The organism is Bradyrhizobium ivorense (assembly GCF_900696085.1).
Taxonomy (GTDB): Bacteria; Pseudomonadota; Alphaproteobacteria; order Rhizobiales; family Xanthobacteraceae; genus Bradyrhizobium; species Bradyrhizobium ivorense.
Map to the genome: position 1 here is coordinate 919,339 of NZ_CAADFC020000004.1, position 14,858 is coordinate 934,196.

At 65.2% G+C, this 14,858-nt stretch carries 14 protein-coding genes, 1 tRNA gene and 2 riboswitches; of the genes, 9 read left to right on the forward strand and 6 right to left on the reverse strand.

What is annotated here, in order from left to right; genetic code table 11:
* Positions 1 to 32: 32 nt before the first annotated feature.
* Positions 33 to 743, forward strand: a complete 711-nt coding sequence (locus CI41S_RS05040) for a hypothetical protein (RefSeq protein ID WP_139857677.1) — start codon at positions 33 to 35, stop codon at positions 741 to 743.
* A 55-nt stretch (positions 744 to 798) separates the two neighbouring features.
* Here the strand turns inward: CI41S_RS05040 and CI41S_RS05045 are convergent, their stop codons facing one another.
* Positions 799 to 1,014 carry a DUF3126 family protein gene (locus tag CI41S_RS05045; protein WP_139484518.1) on the reverse strand — a complete coding sequence of 72 codons (216 nt, stop codon included), beginning with the start codon at positions 1,012 to 1,014 and terminating at the stop codon, positions 799 to 801.
* 131 nt (positions 1,015 to 1,145) lie between these two features.
* The gene (gene cysE / locus CI41S_RS05050) at positions 1,146 to 1,973 is read right to left on the reverse strand and encodes a serine O-acetyltransferase (protein ID WP_139484517.1); all 828 of its coding nucleotides are present in this window, start codon (positions 1,971 to 1,973) and stop codon (positions 1,146 to 1,148) included.
* 209 nt (positions 1,974 to 2,182) lie between these two features.
* Between cysE and CI41S_RS05055 the strand changes: the two genes are divergently transcribed.
* Positions 2,183 to 3,580 (forward strand): hypothetical protein, encoded by a 1,398-nt coding sequence (locus CI41S_RS05055; protein WP_139857678.1) that lies wholly within the window; start codon positions 2,183 to 2,185, stop codon positions 3,578 to 3,580.
* Here the strand turns inward: CI41S_RS05055 and CI41S_RS05060 are convergent.
* Positions 3,566 to 4,318 (reverse strand): alpha/beta fold hydrolase, encoded by a 753-nt coding sequence (locus CI41S_RS05060; RefSeq protein WP_139857679.1) that lies wholly within the window; start codon positions 4,316 to 4,318, stop codon positions 3,566 to 3,568. The genes CI41S_RS05055 and CI41S_RS05060 overlap by 15 nt on opposite strands.
* Positions 4,319 to 4,376: 58 nt before the next feature.
* Entirely contained in the window at positions 4,377 to 5,513 is a 1,137-nt protein-coding gene (locus tag CI41S_RS05065; RefSeq protein WP_139857680.1) for a hypothetical protein, read from the reverse strand.
* Between the two features lie 251 nt (positions 5,514 to 5,764).
* Here CI41S_RS05065 and CI41S_RS05070 point away from each other — a divergent pair, with 251 nt between their 5' ends.
* Together CI41S_RS05070 and CI41S_RS05075 are read left to right on the forward strand one after the other, a co-directional pair.
* A complete protein-coding gene (locus tag CI41S_RS05070; protein WP_139484603.1) occupies positions 5,765 to 6,010 on the forward strand; it encodes a zinc-finger domain-containing protein in 246 nt (81 codons plus the stop codon).
* A 7-nt stretch (positions 6,011 to 6,017) separates the two neighbouring features.
* Entirely contained in the window at positions 6,018 to 7,220 is a 1,203-nt protein-coding gene (locus CI41S_RS05075) for an FAD-dependent monooxygenase (protein ID WP_139857681.1), read from the forward strand.
* A 60-nt stretch (positions 7,221 to 7,280) separates the two neighbouring features.
* On the opposite strand, the gene CI41S_RS05080 is transcribed toward CI41S_RS05075, so the two are convergent.
* Positions 7,281 to 7,703 (reverse strand): twin-arginine translocation pathway signal, encoded by a 423-nt coding sequence (locus CI41S_RS05080; RefSeq protein WP_139857682.1) that lies wholly within the window; start codon positions 7,701 to 7,703, stop codon positions 7,281 to 7,283.
* A gap of 236 nt (positions 7,704 to 7,939) precedes the next feature.
* Between CI41S_RS05080 and CI41S_RS05085 the strand changes: the two genes are divergently transcribed.
* Both CI41S_RS05085 and CI41S_RS43295 read left to right on the forward strand, forming a co-directional pair.
* Positions 7,940 to 8,026: transfer RNA gene (locus tag CI41S_RS05085), tRNA-Leu, on the forward strand.
* Between the two features lie 299 nt (positions 8,027 to 8,325).
* Entirely contained in the window at positions 8,326 to 8,469 is a 144-nt protein-coding gene (locus tag CI41S_RS43295) for a hypothetical protein (RefSeq protein WP_172626984.1), read from the forward strand.
* A 99-nt stretch (positions 8,470 to 8,568) separates the two neighbouring features.
* On the opposite strand, the gene CI41S_RS05090 is transcribed toward CI41S_RS43295, so the two are convergent.
* Positions 8,569 to 10,170, reverse strand: coding sequence for an ABC transporter substrate-binding protein (locus CI41S_RS05090; protein ID WP_139857683.1), 1,602 nt, complete (start codon positions 10,168 to 10,170; stop codon positions 8,569 to 8,571).
* A gap of 258 nt (positions 10,171 to 10,428) precedes the next feature.
* Between CI41S_RS05090 and CI41S_RS05095 the strand changes: the two genes are divergently transcribed.
* From CI41S_RS05095 to CI41S_RS05105, 3 genes are all read left to right on the forward strand, one after another.
* Positions 10,429 to 11,559, forward strand: a complete 1,131-nt coding sequence (locus CI41S_RS05095) for a M20/M25/M40 family metallo-hydrolase (RefSeq protein ID WP_139857684.1) — start codon at positions 10,429 to 10,431, stop codon at positions 11,557 to 11,559.
* Positions 11,560 to 11,648: 89 nt separating this feature from the next.
* Positions 11,649 to 11,753, forward strand: a riboswitch (glycine riboswitch).
* Between the two features lie 3 nt (positions 11,754 to 11,756).
* Positions 11,757 to 11,871: riboswitch (glycine riboswitch) on the forward strand.
* Between the two features lie 66 nt (positions 11,872 to 11,937).
* Positions 11,938 to 13,245, forward strand: coding sequence for a D-amino acid dehydrogenase (locus CI41S_RS05100; RefSeq protein WP_139857685.1), 1,308 nt, complete (start codon positions 11,938 to 11,940; stop codon positions 13,243 to 13,245).
* Between the two features lie 197 nt (positions 13,246 to 13,442).
* Complete coding sequence (locus CI41S_RS05105; RefSeq protein WP_139857686.1) at positions 13,443 to 14,741, forward strand: ArgE/DapE family deacylase; 1,299 nt, start codon at positions 13,443 to 13,445, stop codon at positions 14,739 to 14,741.
* The last annotated feature ends 117 nt before the right edge of the window (positions 14,742 to 14,858 follow it).

The following is a 14,858-nucleotide window of genomic DNA, read 5'->3' on the forward strand; positions in this document are numbered from 1 at the left end:
GTTACTCCCGCCCCGGTCCCCTTGCCTCGCTCATGACCCTGCTCTCGACGGCCCAGCATCTCGCCCGCGACACCCGCCGCAATCCGCGCGCGCACATCGTTCCGATCATGCTGTCGGCGGTGTTAGCTGCCGGCGCGATCGCGCTCGTCGCGTATTTGTTGTGGCCGACCTACACCACGGTTCCGGCAAGCGACCCGTCGCGGCTGCCGGTCAGCGTCGGCGGCACGCTGTTCAACGTGCCGACCGCGGCGGTGCGGATGAAGGTCCAGCGCCATTCCGGGCCGCAGGAGCGCGTCGACCTCAGCTTCCTCTATCCGTCGCTCGAGGCGCCCGCGGCGCCGAAGCACTACAGCGCCGACACCGTCGAGGACAAGGTGCAGCCGATCGACCGCATCTTCGTGTCGATCGCGGCGCACCACGATTCCATGGCGCCCGAGGTTCGCATCCGTACGATCTATCCGCGCTATCTCGACGCCGCCGCCGCCACCGACGACGGCCTGACGAGCCGCGCGTTTCGCGACGGCTCGCCCTATGCCGGCGAGGATCTGTTCAGCGCGAGCGAGCCGGCGCTGACCGCGCGCTGCACGCGCGACACCTCAACGCCGGGCATGTGCCTGAGCGAGCGGCGCATCGATGGCGCCGACCTGACCTTCCGCTTCCCGCGCAGCTGGCTCGCACAATGGCGCGATATCGCCAACGCGATGGAGCGCCTCGCCGCACAGATGCACAGCGCGAAGGGCTAGCGCAGACCTAGATTCATTCTCCGCGCCTTTGCCCACCGTTCGGCATCGCGCCGAACTATGACTCGCTGAGATCCTCTTCCAGGATCGCCATCTGGAACTGGAACGAGCGATCGTCGTCCTCGTCGTCGACGAACAGCACGCCGATGAATTCCTCGCCGATGTAGACCTCGGCGGAGTCGTCCTTCTTCGGCCGCGGCACCACGCGGATCTTGGGATTGCCGAATACGCGTTTGAGATACGCGTCAAGCTTCCTGACTTCCTGAACGTCCACGGCAGTCTCCAATCTGGTCGATCATTTTCCGGGGAGGTTTTAGGACGAGACGACACGGATCGCCAGAGCCTTTTCAGGCTCCGGCAACGTGACGTTCACGCACACAGTGCGTGCTCAGAAAACGAATGAAATCAAAGCCCGATCGCGCCGAGCATCTGATCCATGGTGCGCGACGGCTCGGCGCAGCCGGCTTCACCGACGATCTTCGCGGGCACGCCCGCAACCGTCACGTTGTGCGGCACCGGCTTGACCACGACGGAGCCGGCGGCGATGCGCGCGCAATGACCGATCTCGATGTTGCCGAGGATCTTGGCGCCGGCGCCGATCAGGACGCCATGACGGATTTTTGGATGGCGATCCTCGTTCTCCTTGCCGGTGCCGCCGAGCGTGACACCGTGCAGGATCGAGACGTCGTCCTCGATGACCGCAGTCTCGCCGCAGACGAAACCGGTGGCATGATCGAGGAAGATGCCGCGGCCGATCCTGGCGGCCGGGTTGATATCGGTCTGGAACACGGCCGACGAACGACTCTGCAGGTAGAAGGCAAAATCCTTGCGGCCCTTCTGGTACAGCCAGTGCGCGAGACGGTGGGTCTGCAGCGCGTGAAAGCCCTTGAAGTAGAGCAAGGGATCGATGAAGCGCGAGGTCGCCGGATCGCGATCGTAGACCGCGACGAGATCGGCGCGGAAGGCATTGCCGATATCGGGCGCATCGCGCAGTGCCTCGGCATAGGCCTGGCGGATCAAATCGCCCGACAGCGCGGCGTGATCGAGCCGCTCGACAAGCCGGTGCACCACCGAATCTTCGAGGCGGTCATGATGCAGCACGGTCGCATAGATGAAGGACGCAAGTTCCGGCTCGCGCCGGACGATGTCTTCCGCCTCGTTGCGGATGCGATCCCAGATCGGATCGAGTGCCGCAAGCTTGCCCCCCTGCGGATTGACCTGATGAACTGCCATAGCTGCTCTCGCAATTCGGTTGTTCGGTTGTAGATTATAGCACGGCGCACTATCTGCGTCCCGGGATGGCTCGGTAACGGTAAACCCCCAGCCGAACGCGGCCCCAAGGACGCCTTGAGCACGCCTAGGGCAGGTGGTCGGGATTTTGCCGAAATCAAGCCGTCCCTCTGCAACTATTGGCGGATTTCGTCCCGACCGTGGTTTTGGGCATGGTCGGCCCACTTACGGGGGGATACACCATCAAGACCCAGGTCTTAGGGGCGCGCCGGGCCGATACGCGGTCGGTCTGGATCGCCACCATTGCCATTCCCTTGCTGCTGCTGGCGCCTGCCTTCTGGAACGGCTATCCGCTGCTCCAGTGGGACACCGGCGGCTACCTCGCGCGCTGGTATGAGGGGTACCTGGTGCCGAGCCGGTCCACGGTGTTCGGCATCTACCTGCATCTCGGCGAGCAAGCGAGCTTCTGGCTCAATCTCGGCATCCAGAGCCTGGCAACGCTGTGGATCCTGCAACTCGTGCTGCGCGTGCTCGACCTTGCCCGCCCGGTCCGGTTGGTCGCCATCAGTCTCGCGCTGATCGCAACCACCGCCCTGCCCTGGCTTTCGAGCATGCTGCTGACCGACATCTTTGCCGGCCTGTCGGTGCTCGCCCTGTTCGTCCTCGTGCTGCACGGCGCGCGGATTTCGGCGCTGGAGAAAGCCGCGCTGTTCGTGTTCACGGCGTTCTCGGCCGCGACCCACAGCGCGACGCTCGCGGTGCTGCTCGGCCTGTGCTGCGTCGGCTGGATCGCACGCCCGTGGCTGCGCCGGCAAATCCCGCTCGCAGGTCTCGCGCAGGGCAGCCTGACCATCGTCGCTGGAGCTGTGATGCTGCTGGCGGCGAATTTTTCGCTGTCGGGACAGCTCGCCTGGACGCCCGGCGGCTACGGCGTCCCGTTCGGCCGCATGCTGCAGGATGGCATCGTCGCGCAATATCTGCGCGATCATTGTGCGAACGAGAAACTGAAACTCTGCCCCTATCGCGACCAGCTGCCGCCGACCGCCGACGACTTCCTGTGGGGCAACAGCATGTTCAACGCGCTCGGCCGCTTCCAGGGCCTGAACGACGAGATGGGCTTCATCGTGCTGCACTCGCTGGCCGCCTATCCGGCATGGCAGGCAGAGGCCGCGCTGGCCGCGACCGCCGACCAGCTGATGCACGTCGCGACCGGCGAAGGCACCAATGGCTGGATCCCGCATACCTACGGCATCATCGAGCGCTACATCCCGGCGCAGCTCGCGCCGATGCGCAAGGCCAAGCAACAGCAATGGCAGGTCGATTTCACTACGATCAACCGCTTCCACGTGCCGGTCGCGCTGGCCTCGATGCTGCTGGTCGCGCTGCTGTTCGGTCGCGGACTGTGGCGGCGGAAGCGCGACGACCTCACGCTGCTTGCGGGCACGGTGACGCTCGCATTGCTCGGCAATGCCGTGGTGTGCGGCGTGATCTCCGGCCCGCACGACCGTTACGGCGCGCGCATGGCCTGGGTCGCGACCTTTGTGGTGCTGATCGCGGCAGCGCGCGCCTTCACTGGGGACGATGAGGTCGACGACCTACTTGCGCCGTGACAGGAAGTCGATGACGCCGGTCTTGTAGACCTTGTCGCCGACCGCCCGCATGTGATCGCGGTTCGGGATATCGAGCACTTCCGAACCCGGGATGACCTTGCCGAGCGCGAACGCCGAGCCGGCGATCTCGTCCTTGCTGCCCACTGCAACCAGCACCGGCACGCGGATCGCGGCCGCCTCCTCGCGCGTCATCAGCCGGCGCGAGCCGCGTAGGCAGGCCGCGAGTGCAGCCCGGTCGGAGCGGGTCTGGTCGGCAAAGGCGCGAAAGGTGCGGCCGACCGGATCGGTGACATCCTCAAGCGACGGCGCTTCGAGCGCCAGGGCGACATTCTCGCCAGGCCCGCCGCCCTCGATCAGCCCGATGCCGATGCCGCCGAGGATCGCCGAGCGCAGCCGATCCGGATTCTGCAGCGCCAGGATCGCCGTCATCCGCGAGCCCAGCGAATAGCCCATGATATCGGCGCGCGCGATTCCGAGGTGATCCATCAGCGCGATCACATCGCTTGCCATGATCGCGATCTCGTACTGTTCGGCATCGTAGAGCTTTGCCGAGTCGCCGTGGCCGCGATTGTCGAGCGCGATGACGCGCCGGCCGGCCTTGACCAGATCCGATACCCAGGTCGGATAGACCCAGTTGACGTTCTTGCTCGACGCAAAACCGTGCACCAGCACGATCGGTTCGCCCTCGCCTTCGTCGAGATAGGCGATTTCAACATCGCCGTGATGGAAACTCGGCATCGTCAGTTCCGTTTTTTCTGGGAGGTTTGGGATTGGCGACCGGCAGCCGGTCGCAAGCTTAGCCCTGGACTGCAGCGCCCGCCAGCGCGACGGGAGCGGCCGCCAGTTGCCGCTGCAGGCGGCGCGCCTTGCTCCGCCTCAGCCACCAGGCGGTGGCCCGCTCGGTGGTTGCCTTGATCGAGGACAGGAAGCCAAACAGCGCAAGCAGCGCGCCGAACAGCCACATCGTCAGGTTGAATGTCCCGGCCACCAGCAACAGCGCGCCGCGGCCGAGCAGCTTCAGGATCGCGCGGGTCTGGCCGCCCTTGGCTTCGGCAATGCGGGCGGCGCGCGCGAGCTCCTTCGGGTTCTCCGCGACTTTCAGCGTGTCGCGCGCCGCGCGAACGCCGGCCGCTTCGCCGATGCGCCCGACATCCTTGGCGACGCGCACCAGCGCGCCGGCTTTCTCGGCCCGGAACGCGGCGCGGATCGCGCTCGCGGTTTCCGCCGGCCGCAGCACCGAACCGGATGCGACGGCTTCTTTCAGCGCCGGCCCGTCGACGACCTCGCGCGTCGAGCGTCCCGCCCATGCGATCAGCCCCTCGCTCAGCCGTCCGGCCTTGCGGGTATCCTTGACCAGCGTCAGCCCGGCGCGGAGCGGTCCGGCGCCACCGACCGAGACGTAGGTCGCCGCCGTCACTGCGAGGCCCGCGGTTGCAAGCCCAAGCACCAGATGATCGGTATCCTCACCCATCGCCAGATGCTTGCTCTCGCGCACCACATCCCTGATGTCGCCGAACACGAACAGATCGCCTGCGACAGTGCCGGACAGGCTTGCGACATCGTCGGCATTGCCGGTCACGAGGCCCGTCGCGAACCCCTTGGCGAAATGCATCGTGGTTGCTTGCTCGGCGATCGCATCGTCGACGCGCTTGGTGATGCTGTCATCGAGCGCGATATTTTTCTCACGCGCGAGCGCGACGAAGCTCGCCGCGAGATCGGCGTCACCGGACGCAAGGGCAGCCTCGATGTTATCAGCGATCAACGCCGGGTTGTCGCGCAGGGCCGCATTGATCCTGAGATCGGCGAGCGCAGCAGGATCGTCCCGTGCGGCCAGCACCACACCGGCGTCGCGGGCGTGCGGCCAAATGGCCGTACCCAGCACAGCACTTGCCGCGAGGCCTGCCACCGCAAAACTGAGCCGCACCCGGTTCATTCCACCGAAACCTCTGGTTTAATTCGCCTTAGTTTGAGTAGCCTTGGAAATAGTGTGCCGTTTTTGCGACACAACGGCTGCGACCAAAGAAGGGCTTCTCTGGGACGACAAGATTGTGTCGAATTTGCATGAGCAAATGGGCCGTCGGGGCTCTAGGAATCAACTGTTCCCGCCAGTATGGTGCGCGGCATTTCGCGATGCTGCATGCTGCTGATTGCGTTTTTGTCGTCTTTGCCATCCAAGGTGAGAATATGTCCGACCACGTCGTTCCGCACTTCCATAACGATGCCGGTGTTTCAGTGATCGAGATCGGCTCGCAGGAGTTCATGTGCGTGGGCGCCAACCCGCCGTTCGACCACCCCCATGTGTTCCTCGACCTCGGCAACGACAACGAGATCATCTGCCCGTATTGCTCGACGCTGTATCGCTTCGCCTCCGACCTGGCGCCCGGTGAGGCGCGTCCGCCCGAATGCGTGCTGAAAGACAAGGTCGCCTGACCGTTCCGTGGCGCTGACGCGAACCGTCATCGTTGCAGGCGCCGGAATCGGAGGACTGACCGCGTCGCTGACCCTGGCGGCACAAGGGTTCCGCGTCGTCGTATTGGAAAAGGCCGAGCGGCTCGAGGAAGCCGGCGCCGGCATTCAAATCTCCCCCAATGCCAGCCGCGTGCTGGTCGAGCTCGGGCTCAAGGAACGGCTGGCGCGGCGCGCGGTGACGCCGGAATCCGTCGCCATCATGAGCGCGCGGGCCGGCGGCGAGATCGTGCGGATGCCGCTCGGCGAGGCGGCGGCGTTCCGCGCCGGCTCACCCTATTGGGTGATCCACCGCGCCGACCTGCAGGCCGCGCTGGAGGCCGCGGTCAACGATCATCCCGACATCGATCTCCGCCTCGGCTGCCAGTTCGAGGATGTGACCAAGCACGCCAAAGGGCTGACCGTGGTCCAGCGCCGCGGCAATGCACGGCAGCAGGAACTTGCGGTGGCGCTGATCGGTGCCGACGGCATCTGGTCGTCGGTGCGCGGACATCTGTTCCCGGACCTGCAGCCGCAATTCTCCGGCCTGATCGCCTGGCGCGGCACGCTGGACGCGACCGCCCTGCCCCGTGAATACACCTCGCCGCGGGTGCAGCTCTGGATGGGACCGGACGCGCATCTCGTGGCCTACCCGATTTCGGCCGGGCGCCAGATCAACGTGGTCGCGATCGTCGCCGGCACCTGGAACCGGCCGGGCTGGAGCGCGCCCGGCGACACCAGAGAGATCAAGGACGCATTCGCCTCACAGCGCTGGCCGGCGACCGCGCGGATGCTGATCGGTGCGGTCGACGGCTGGCGCAAATGGGCGCTGTTCACCCTGCCCGATATCGGCCGCTGGAGCGAAGGTGCGGTGACACTGCTCGGCGACGCCGCGCACGCGATGCTGCCGTTTGCCGCACAGGGCGCCGGCATGGCGATCGAGGACGCGGCGGTGCTCGCCAAGGCGTTGAGCGACAGCACCGGTGAAAGCATCGCCGGCATTCCCGCCGCGCTGCAGCGCTACGCACAGATGCGGCGCGCACGCGTGCTCAAGGTGCAGCGGCTGGCGCGGCGGCAGGGCCGCATCTATCATTTGAGCGGGCCTGCGGCGATCGCGCGCGATCTTGCGATCCGCGCGATCGGGCCGCAGCGCATGCTGGCGCGGCAGGACTGGATCTACGACTGGCGGGCGTGAAGCGGACGCGCCGTCTTCACGCGAAACGGATTCCACTTGATGCGAAAACGCGCTGGTGTCTCAACGCAGCCCGGACCGCGACGGCTTCGCGCCGGGCGGAGGTGCGGGCGGCGGCGCCGCCGAGGCCGTCTCCGGCGGGGTTTCATGGCACTTGCCGCTGCGCCAGGATTCCTCCGCGAGCTTCTGCTGGGCGCGGATCGAGATCAGCTCGTTGCGATAGACCATCTCGGAGACCACGGTGCCGCCGACGCCGGTCTGCGCCTTGTTCATCAGCGCTTCCTGGTCCTTGGCACGGCTGACGAGGTTCTTGCGCTCGGTTTCGAGCTGCTTGCAGTCGTAAAGCTCGTACTTGGCCGGATCGACAAAGGCCGGCGAGAGGCTGTCGCCGATCTGCGCGCAGCCGGAGGCGCCCGCCGCGAGAGCGAGCAGCGCAATTGCAGCCGCTGCGCGCGAGCTTCGGCAGCGTGGGATGCGAACGGACATTCGGCTTTCTTAGTCAGACAGTATTGAGATTGCCTAAAGCAGCCGCCGGTGTCCGGATTGAGGCTCAATCGCGGCGGCGCGCAGCCTTATCCCTTAACCGGCGCCGGACGCAATGGGGATTGCGGCCGCCGCGCTAAACCATTGAAACCGCATCCATTCGCGCCGGATAATGGCAATTCCACTCCGGCACCAAACGCGCTAGATATCGGCGCGCCTGGCGCAACGCGCAAGGCAACGCGGACGTGGCGGAATTGGTAGACGCAAGGGACTTAAAATCCCTCGATGGCAACGTCGTGTGGGTTCGAGTCCCACCGCCCGCACCAGCCTTCGCTCGCGGAGAGAGTCACGGCTCGGCAGGCCGCAACGTGCCACGACGTGTCCTCGCACAAAGCAGACACCGCGAATGCCGCGATGGCACGCAACAACACATTCTGCTCAATGAGCCCCGTCATCATCGCGACGACACTTGCGAACTTTTCAAGACATTCAACAAGACATTCAACATGCAAGGCGGGTACCGCGGCGCTGACCCGCCTGTTGCAACACGCGCAAGCTAGCGACCATGCAGCTCTGGAACATCTCCGCAGCAGAATTGTTGTCATGCAGCAATTGGAGCATGACGATGACGAACGAGTATCCTTCCGACAAGCCCGCGGCGAGTGAACAGGACCGGCGCAAGGATCCGCCGTCGCCCGAGCGCAAGCCGCCGCAGGGTGGACCGCCGGTGCAGGACGGCCTCGAGCAGGTGCGCGACAGTCACACCTGACCGCCGGGAACCGGGCGAAAAGCAAAATGGCCGGGGCGATGCCCGGCCATTTTCATTTGTGCGATGTATTGGCGTCGCGTGACGGTTCGTCGCTTCGCCCTACTCCGACTTGTCGATGTTCCAGAAGATCGGGGTGGCCGGACCGTCGAGCACGCCGGTCAGCGACTTCCGCCATCCGCTCGGGACCGTATACTGGCCGAGCGGAATGTAGATCACCTGATCATAGGCCTCGGTCTGGATCTCGGCGGCGATCTTCTTCTTCTCCTCAGCCGAGCCCGCGCGCGCGAACTTGTCGCGCAGTTCCTCGATCTTGGGATCCTCGGCCCAACCGAACCAGCCGCCGTTCTTGCCGCGCCCGGTGATCGATGCGTTGACGATGGGATCGGCAACGTCGGCGGCAACCCAGTTGGTGAAGAACATGTTCCAGCCGCCTTCCTTCGGCGGCTTCTGGCTGGCGCGGCGGGTCACCACGGTCTGCCAGTCGGTGGCCTGCAGATCGACCTTGAAGCCGGCATCGCGCAACAGCTGGGCCGCAACGATCGGCTGGGCCTTCAGCGTGGTGACGTCGCCCGGCGCCATGACCACGACCGGCGTGCCGTCATAGCCCGATTCGGCGAGCGCCTTCTTGGCCTGCGCCAAGCCGTTGCCCTTGACCAGCGTTTCGGCGCCGACGTCGGTCTCGAGCGGCGTGCCGCACACGAAGAACGCGCCGCAGACCTGCTGATACTTGGCATTGCCGACCAGCGCATCGAGCACGTCCTTCTGGTTCATCGCCAGGAACGCGGCGCGACGCACCTTCGGATTGTCGAACGGCGGGTACAGGAAGTTCATGCGCCCGAGCGTCTGGAAGCCGAACTTGTTCAACACCTCGATCTTGAGATCCTTGCTTGCCTCCAGCACCGGCAGCATGTCGAACGGCAGCTGCTCCATGAAATCGATATCGCCGGACTGCAGCGCGTTCACCGCGGTCTGCGCGTCGGGCATCGTGATCCATTCGACGCGGTCGACCTTCACGACCTTGCCGCCGGCGGTCCAGCTTGCCGGCTCCTTGCGCGGCACGTAGTCCTTGTTCTTCTCATAGACCGCCTTCACGCCGGGCTGGAATTCGCCCTGCACGAACTTGAACGGACCCGATCCGATCTGCTCGGGGATCGCCTTGTCCGGCAGCGTCTCGGCGAGACGCTTCGGCATCATGAACGGCACGCGCGAGGACGGCTTGCCGATCGATTCCAGCACCAGGCCGTAGGGCTCCTTCAGCTTCAGCGTGATGGTCTTGGCATCGGTGGCCTCGAGGCTGGCGACGAAGTCCATCAGCTTCTGGCCCATGCCGTCGGCCTTGCCCCAGCGCTTGAGCGAAGCGACGCAGTCCTCCGCCGTCACCGGCGCGCCGTCGTGCCACTTCAGGCCATCACGCAGCGTGAAGGTGTAGGTCAGCTTGTCGTCGGAAATCTTCCAGTCCGCCATCTGCGGCTGAATCTTGAAACTGGAATCCGTCGCCAGCAGCGTGTCGTAGACCATGTAGCCGTGATCGCGGGTGATATAGGCCGTGGTCATGATCGGATCGATCACGCGCAGATCCGAATGCATCACCGCGGTGACGGTCTTGGGCGCGGCCATGGCTTGCGGCGCCGCGAACGACAGCGCGATCGCCGACAACGCGGCCGCTATCGTGCGGCGCTTCCAACGCGAGATAGGCAACATTACGATTTCTCCTGACGTGTAATTGGTCAAAGCCGGCTTATTCGTTATGCATGCGGTTCGTTGTTTGGGCGAACTAACCTGCTGTATGGCTTGCGAAATCGAGACTTGCATCAAGCACGGTGCGCGTCAATCGGTTTCAAGGGAGATCGCACGTACACAAACGAATTGTGCCGCGCCAGCATTTTGACTTTACAAAGTCGTCGCCTGCGATTTTCGTAGGCGCGCGGCCGTCGCCATAACAACAGAAGAGAAAAAATCATGAACCCAGCCAATCTTCCCTTTGATTCCGAAGCGATGCTGCAGGGCCTGCGCAGCTGGGTGGAATGCGAGAGCCCGACCTGGGACGCTGCCGCGGTCGAGCGGATGCTCGACCTCGCCGCGCGCGAGATGGCGATCATGGGTGCGACGATCGAGCGCATCGCCGGACGCCAGGGCTTTGCCGGCTGCGTCCGCGCCCGCTTTCCGCATCCGAAACAGGGCCAGCCCGGCATCCTGATCGCCGGCCATCTCGACACCGTGCATCCGGTCGGAACCATCGAGAAGCTCGCATGGCGGCGCGAGGGGAATAAATGCTTCGGCCCCGGCATCTTCGACATGAAGGGCGGCAACTACCTCTCGCTCGAGGCGATCAGACAACTGGCGCGCGCCGCGTTCACGACGCCGCTGCCGATCACCGTGCTGTTCACGCCCGATGAAGAAGTCGGCACGCCGTCGACCCGCGACATCATCGAAGCGGAAGCCGCGCGCAACAAATATGTGCTGGTGCCCGAGCCCGGCCGGCCCAACAACGGCGTCGTCACCGGCCGCTACGCGATCGCGCGCTTCAATCTGGAGGCCGTCGGCAAGCCGAGCCACGCCGGTGCGACGCTGTCCTCCGGACGCTCTGCGATCCGCGAGATGGCGCGGCAGATCCTCGCCATCGACGGCATGACCACCGAGGACTGCACCTTCTCGGTCGGCATCGTGCATGGCGGCCAGTGGGTCAATTGCGTTGCGACAACCTGCACCGGTGAGGCGCTCAGCATGGCCAAGCGCCAGGCCGATCTCGACCGCGGCGTCGAGCGCATGCTGGCGCTGTCGGGCACGTCCAACGACGTGACGTTCAAGGTGACGCGCGGCGTCACCCGCCCGGTGTGGGAGCCGGACGCCGGCACCATGGCGCTGTACGAAAAGGCCAAAAGCCTCGCGGGCGCGATGGGGCTCGACCTGCCGCATGGCAGCGCCGGCGGCGGCTCCGACGGCAATTTCACCGGTGCGATGGGGATCCCGACGCTCGATGGTCTCGGCGTGCGCGGCGCCGATGCGCACACGCTCAACGAGCACATCGAAGTCGACAGCCTCGCCGAGCGCGGCCGGCTGATGGCAGCATTGCTGGCGACGCTGGACTAATCGATTGCACTGCACAACACGTTGGCAGCGCCGGATCGAAATTTAGCCTTGTCCAATTTTTTGGCTTCGCCTACGGTCCGGCCGTCCAAATCGACGATGCGGGAGAGATCGACGCGAATGCATCACGCATTCGCATCGGCGCCGACGGAGCAACCGCCCCGGAAACTCTCAGGCAAAAGGACCGTATCGTCAGGACGATCTGGAGAGAGACGAACATGGCCCAACACGACAGGCCGTGCGTCCACCGAAGGGGATAGTCCGCGATCTGGCCTCGGCCCGATGCGGATCAAGCTCTCAGGTACCGTGACAGATGGGGCGCCGACACCGGTTTCACCGGCGGCTCGGCGACTCTAACAACACGGGAGCCTGAAGACCATCATGCCTCACATCGCGATCATTGGCGCCGGCATCACCGGCGTGACGACGGCCTACGCCCTACTCGAACGCGGCTACCGGGTGACTGTCCTCGACAGGCATCGCTACGCTGCGATGGAGACGTCGTTCGCCAATGGCGGACAACTCTCCGCCAGCAATGCCGAAGTGTGGAACAGCGCCGCGACCATTCTCAAGGGGCTGCGCTGGATGCTCAGAAGCGACGCGCCGCTGCTGATGAATCCGATGCCGAGCTGGCACAAATACTCATGGATCGGCGAATTCGTCGGCAGCATCGGCCGCTATCGCGACAACACCATCGAGACCACGCGGCTCGCCATCGAGGCGCGCAAGCATCTGTTTTCCATCGCCGAGCGCGAGAACATCGCCTTCGATCTCGAACGGCGCGGCATCCTGCACATCTATCACGACAAGGCCGGCTTCGATGCGGGCCTGCGGGTCAACACGCTGCTGCAGCAGGGCGGGCTCGATCGCCGGCCGGTGACGCCAGATGAAATCCGCAGCATCGAGCCGGCGCTGCAGACGCCGTGCTATGGCGGCTTCTTCACGCCGTCGGATGCGACCGGCGATATCCACAAATTCACCCGTGGCCTCGCCGACGCCTGCAGCCGCCGCGGCGCGACCATGATTCACGAAGCCAATGTCGATGCGATCGTCCGCCACGACGACGGATTCCGCGTCAGTTGGAGCGAGGCGGCCGCGCATGACGCGGCGGTTGCCGCGCGGCACGAACTGCAAGCGGACGGCATCGTCATTTGCGCGGGAGTGGCGAGCCGTCACTTCGCTGCGATGCTTCATGACCGGGTGAACGTCTATCCGGTGAAGGGATATTCGATCACCGTCGAGCTCGATGCGCCGCAAAGCCGGCAGGCCGCGCCGACGGTCAGCCTGCTCGATGAAGCGGCGAAGATCGTGACCAGCCGGCTCGGCGCCGACCGCTTCCGCGTCGCCGGCACCGCCGAGTTCAACGGCTTCAACCGCGACATTCGCGCCGACCGTATCCAGCCGCTGGTGGACTGGGTGCGACATCATTTCCCGGCAGTCGACACCTCGAAAATCGCGCCGTGGGCGGGCCTGCGCCCGATGATGCCGAACATGATGCCGGTGGTCCGTGCAGGGCGCATTCCCGGCGTGTTCTACAACACCGGCCACGGTCATCTCGGCTGGACCCTGTCGGCCGCGACAGCGCAGCTGGTGGCCCAGGCGATCGACGATTGGCGCGGCCTTGGTGCGCCGCCGATGGTGCCGTCGCAGACCGATGCGGCCGAGACCGCTCACGCAGCTTTCCTCTAATTATCCGGCCGAAGCGAAGGAATATGAGCGTATGAGAGTGTGGGCAGGCCGGAATTCGCTGAGAACCACCACGTGACAGGGATTAGCCTTACCATGGGGAGAAGCAAGCCATTTCAGGAGCGGACATTGCGCATCGCAGCTGCGCGCATGCGTGACATGGCGGTCCATGGGCTTGTGAACGAGAAGAAAGGCGGGACATGACCACTGAGACGTTGACCAGGCCGGATCAGATTGCCGGCGAGCTGTGCGCGGCCGTCGGCCGACATTTCGATGATCAGGTCGCGTTCCTGTCGCGCATGGTGCAGTTCCGTAGCCTGCGCGGACAGGAAGCGCCGCAACAGCGCTGGCTGGCCGAGCAGTTCGCAAAGCGCGGCTACGACGTCGATACGTTCAGCCTGGCGGACGTCGATCTGATGAGCCATCCGAAGGCGGCGCCGATGGACGGCATCGATCTGGCCGGATCGCGGCAGGTTGTCGCGACCCTCAACGGCAAAGGCAGCGGACGCAGCCTGATCCTGCAGGGCCACATCGACGTGGTGCCGGAGGGCCCCGCCGACCTCTGGGAAGTGCCGCCGTTCGCAGCCACCGTGCGCGACGGCTGGATGTTCGGGCGCGGCGCGCAGGACATGAAGGCCGGCGTATCGGCGATGATCTTCGCGCTCGATGCGATCAGAGGCGCCGGCTATGCGCCGAATGGCCGCATCCATCTGCAGACCGTGACCGAGGAAGAGAGCACCGGCAACGGCGCGCTATCGACCCTGATGCGCGGCTATCGCGCCGACGCGTGCCTGATTCCCGAACCCACCGGCCACACGCTCACCCGCGCCCAGGTCGGCGCGATCTGGTTTCGGCTGCGCGTGCGCGGCACGCCGGTGCACGTCGCCTACTCCGAGACCGGCACCAGCGCCATCCTGTCGGCGATGCATCTGGTGCGCGCGTTCCAGGATTACACCAAGGCACTCAACGCACGGGCGCTCGACAACAGCTGGTTCCGCGGCGTCAAGAACCCAATCAAGTTCAACGTCGGCATCATCAAGGGTGGCGACTGGGCAAGCTCGACCGCGGCCTGGTGCGAGCTCGACTGCCGGCTCGGCCTGCTGCCGGGCGAGACGCCGCAGGATGCAATGCGCGGCATCGAAGAATGCCTCGCCGAGGCGCACAAGGCCGACGACTTCCTCGCAGACAATCCGGCCGAACTGGTGTGGAGCGGTTTTCAGGCTGACGCCGCGGTGTGCGAGCCCGGCAGTGCGGCGGAAGCTGTGCTGTCCGCCGCCCATCAATCCGTGTTCCGGGCTCCGATGGAGGAGCGGCTGTCCACGGCGGTCAACGACACCCGCTACTATTGCGTCGACTACGGCATCCCTGCACTCTGCTATGGTCCTTACGGCATCGGCCCGCACGCATTCAACGAACGTGTCGAGCTCGAGAGCCTTCGCAAGACAACGCAGAGCATCGCGCTGTTCGTCGCCGGATGGTGCGGAGTGACAAAGACGTGAGCAGGCTGGGTGTGAGCGGGGCTGTCGCTTCAGGTCGATGGCCGAGCGCATGTGCAATTCGAGATCGCAGCTTCAGGCAAACGGGAGGGGACGATTAGGGGACGTCAAAACGGTACA

Coding starts and splice junctions, on each gene's coding strand:
- CI41S_RS05040 (WP_139857677.1), top strand. CDS start 33: ATGACCCTGCTCTCGACGGCCCAGCATCTCGCCCGCGACACCCGCCGC.
- cysE (WP_139484517.1), bottom strand. CDS start 1,973: ATGGCAGTTCATCAGGTCAATCCGCAGGGGGGCAAGCTTGCGGCACTC.
- CI41S_RS05055 (WP_139857678.1), top strand. CDS start 2,183: ATGGTCGGCCCACTTACGGGGGGATACACCATCAAGACCCAGGTCTTA.
- CI41S_RS05060 (WP_139857679.1), bottom strand. CDS start 4,318: ATGCCGAGTTTCCATCACGGCGATGTTGAAATCGCCTATCTCGACGAA.
- CI41S_RS05065 (WP_139857680.1), bottom strand. CDS start 5,513: ATGAACCGGGTGCGGCTCAGTTTTGCGGTGGCAGGCCTCGCGGCAAGT.
- CI41S_RS05070 (WP_139484603.1), top strand. CDS start 5,765: ATGTCCGACCACGTCGTTCCGCACTTCCATAACGATGCCGGTGTTTCA.
- CI41S_RS05080 (WP_139857682.1), bottom strand. CDS start 7,703: ATGTCCGTTCGCATCCCACGCTGCCGAAGCTCGCGCGCAGCGGCTGCA.
- CI41S_RS43295 (WP_172626984.1), top strand. CDS start 8,326: ATGACGAACGAGTATCCTTCCGACAAGCCCGCGGCGAGTGAACAGGAC.
- CI41S_RS05090 (WP_139857683.1), bottom strand. CDS start 10,170: ATGTTGCCTATCTCGCGTTGGAAGCGCCGCACGATAGCGGCCGCGTTG.
- CI41S_RS05095 (WP_139857684.1), top strand. CDS start 10,429: ATGAACCCAGCCAATCTTCCCTTTGATTCCGAAGCGATGCTGCAGGGC.
- CI41S_RS05100 (WP_139857685.1), top strand. CDS start 11,938: ATGCCTCACATCGCGATCATTGGCGCCGGCATCACCGGCGTGACGACG.
- CI41S_RS05105 (WP_139857686.1), top strand. CDS start 13,443: ATGACCACTGAGACGTTGACCAGGCCGGATCAGATTGCCGGCGAGCTG.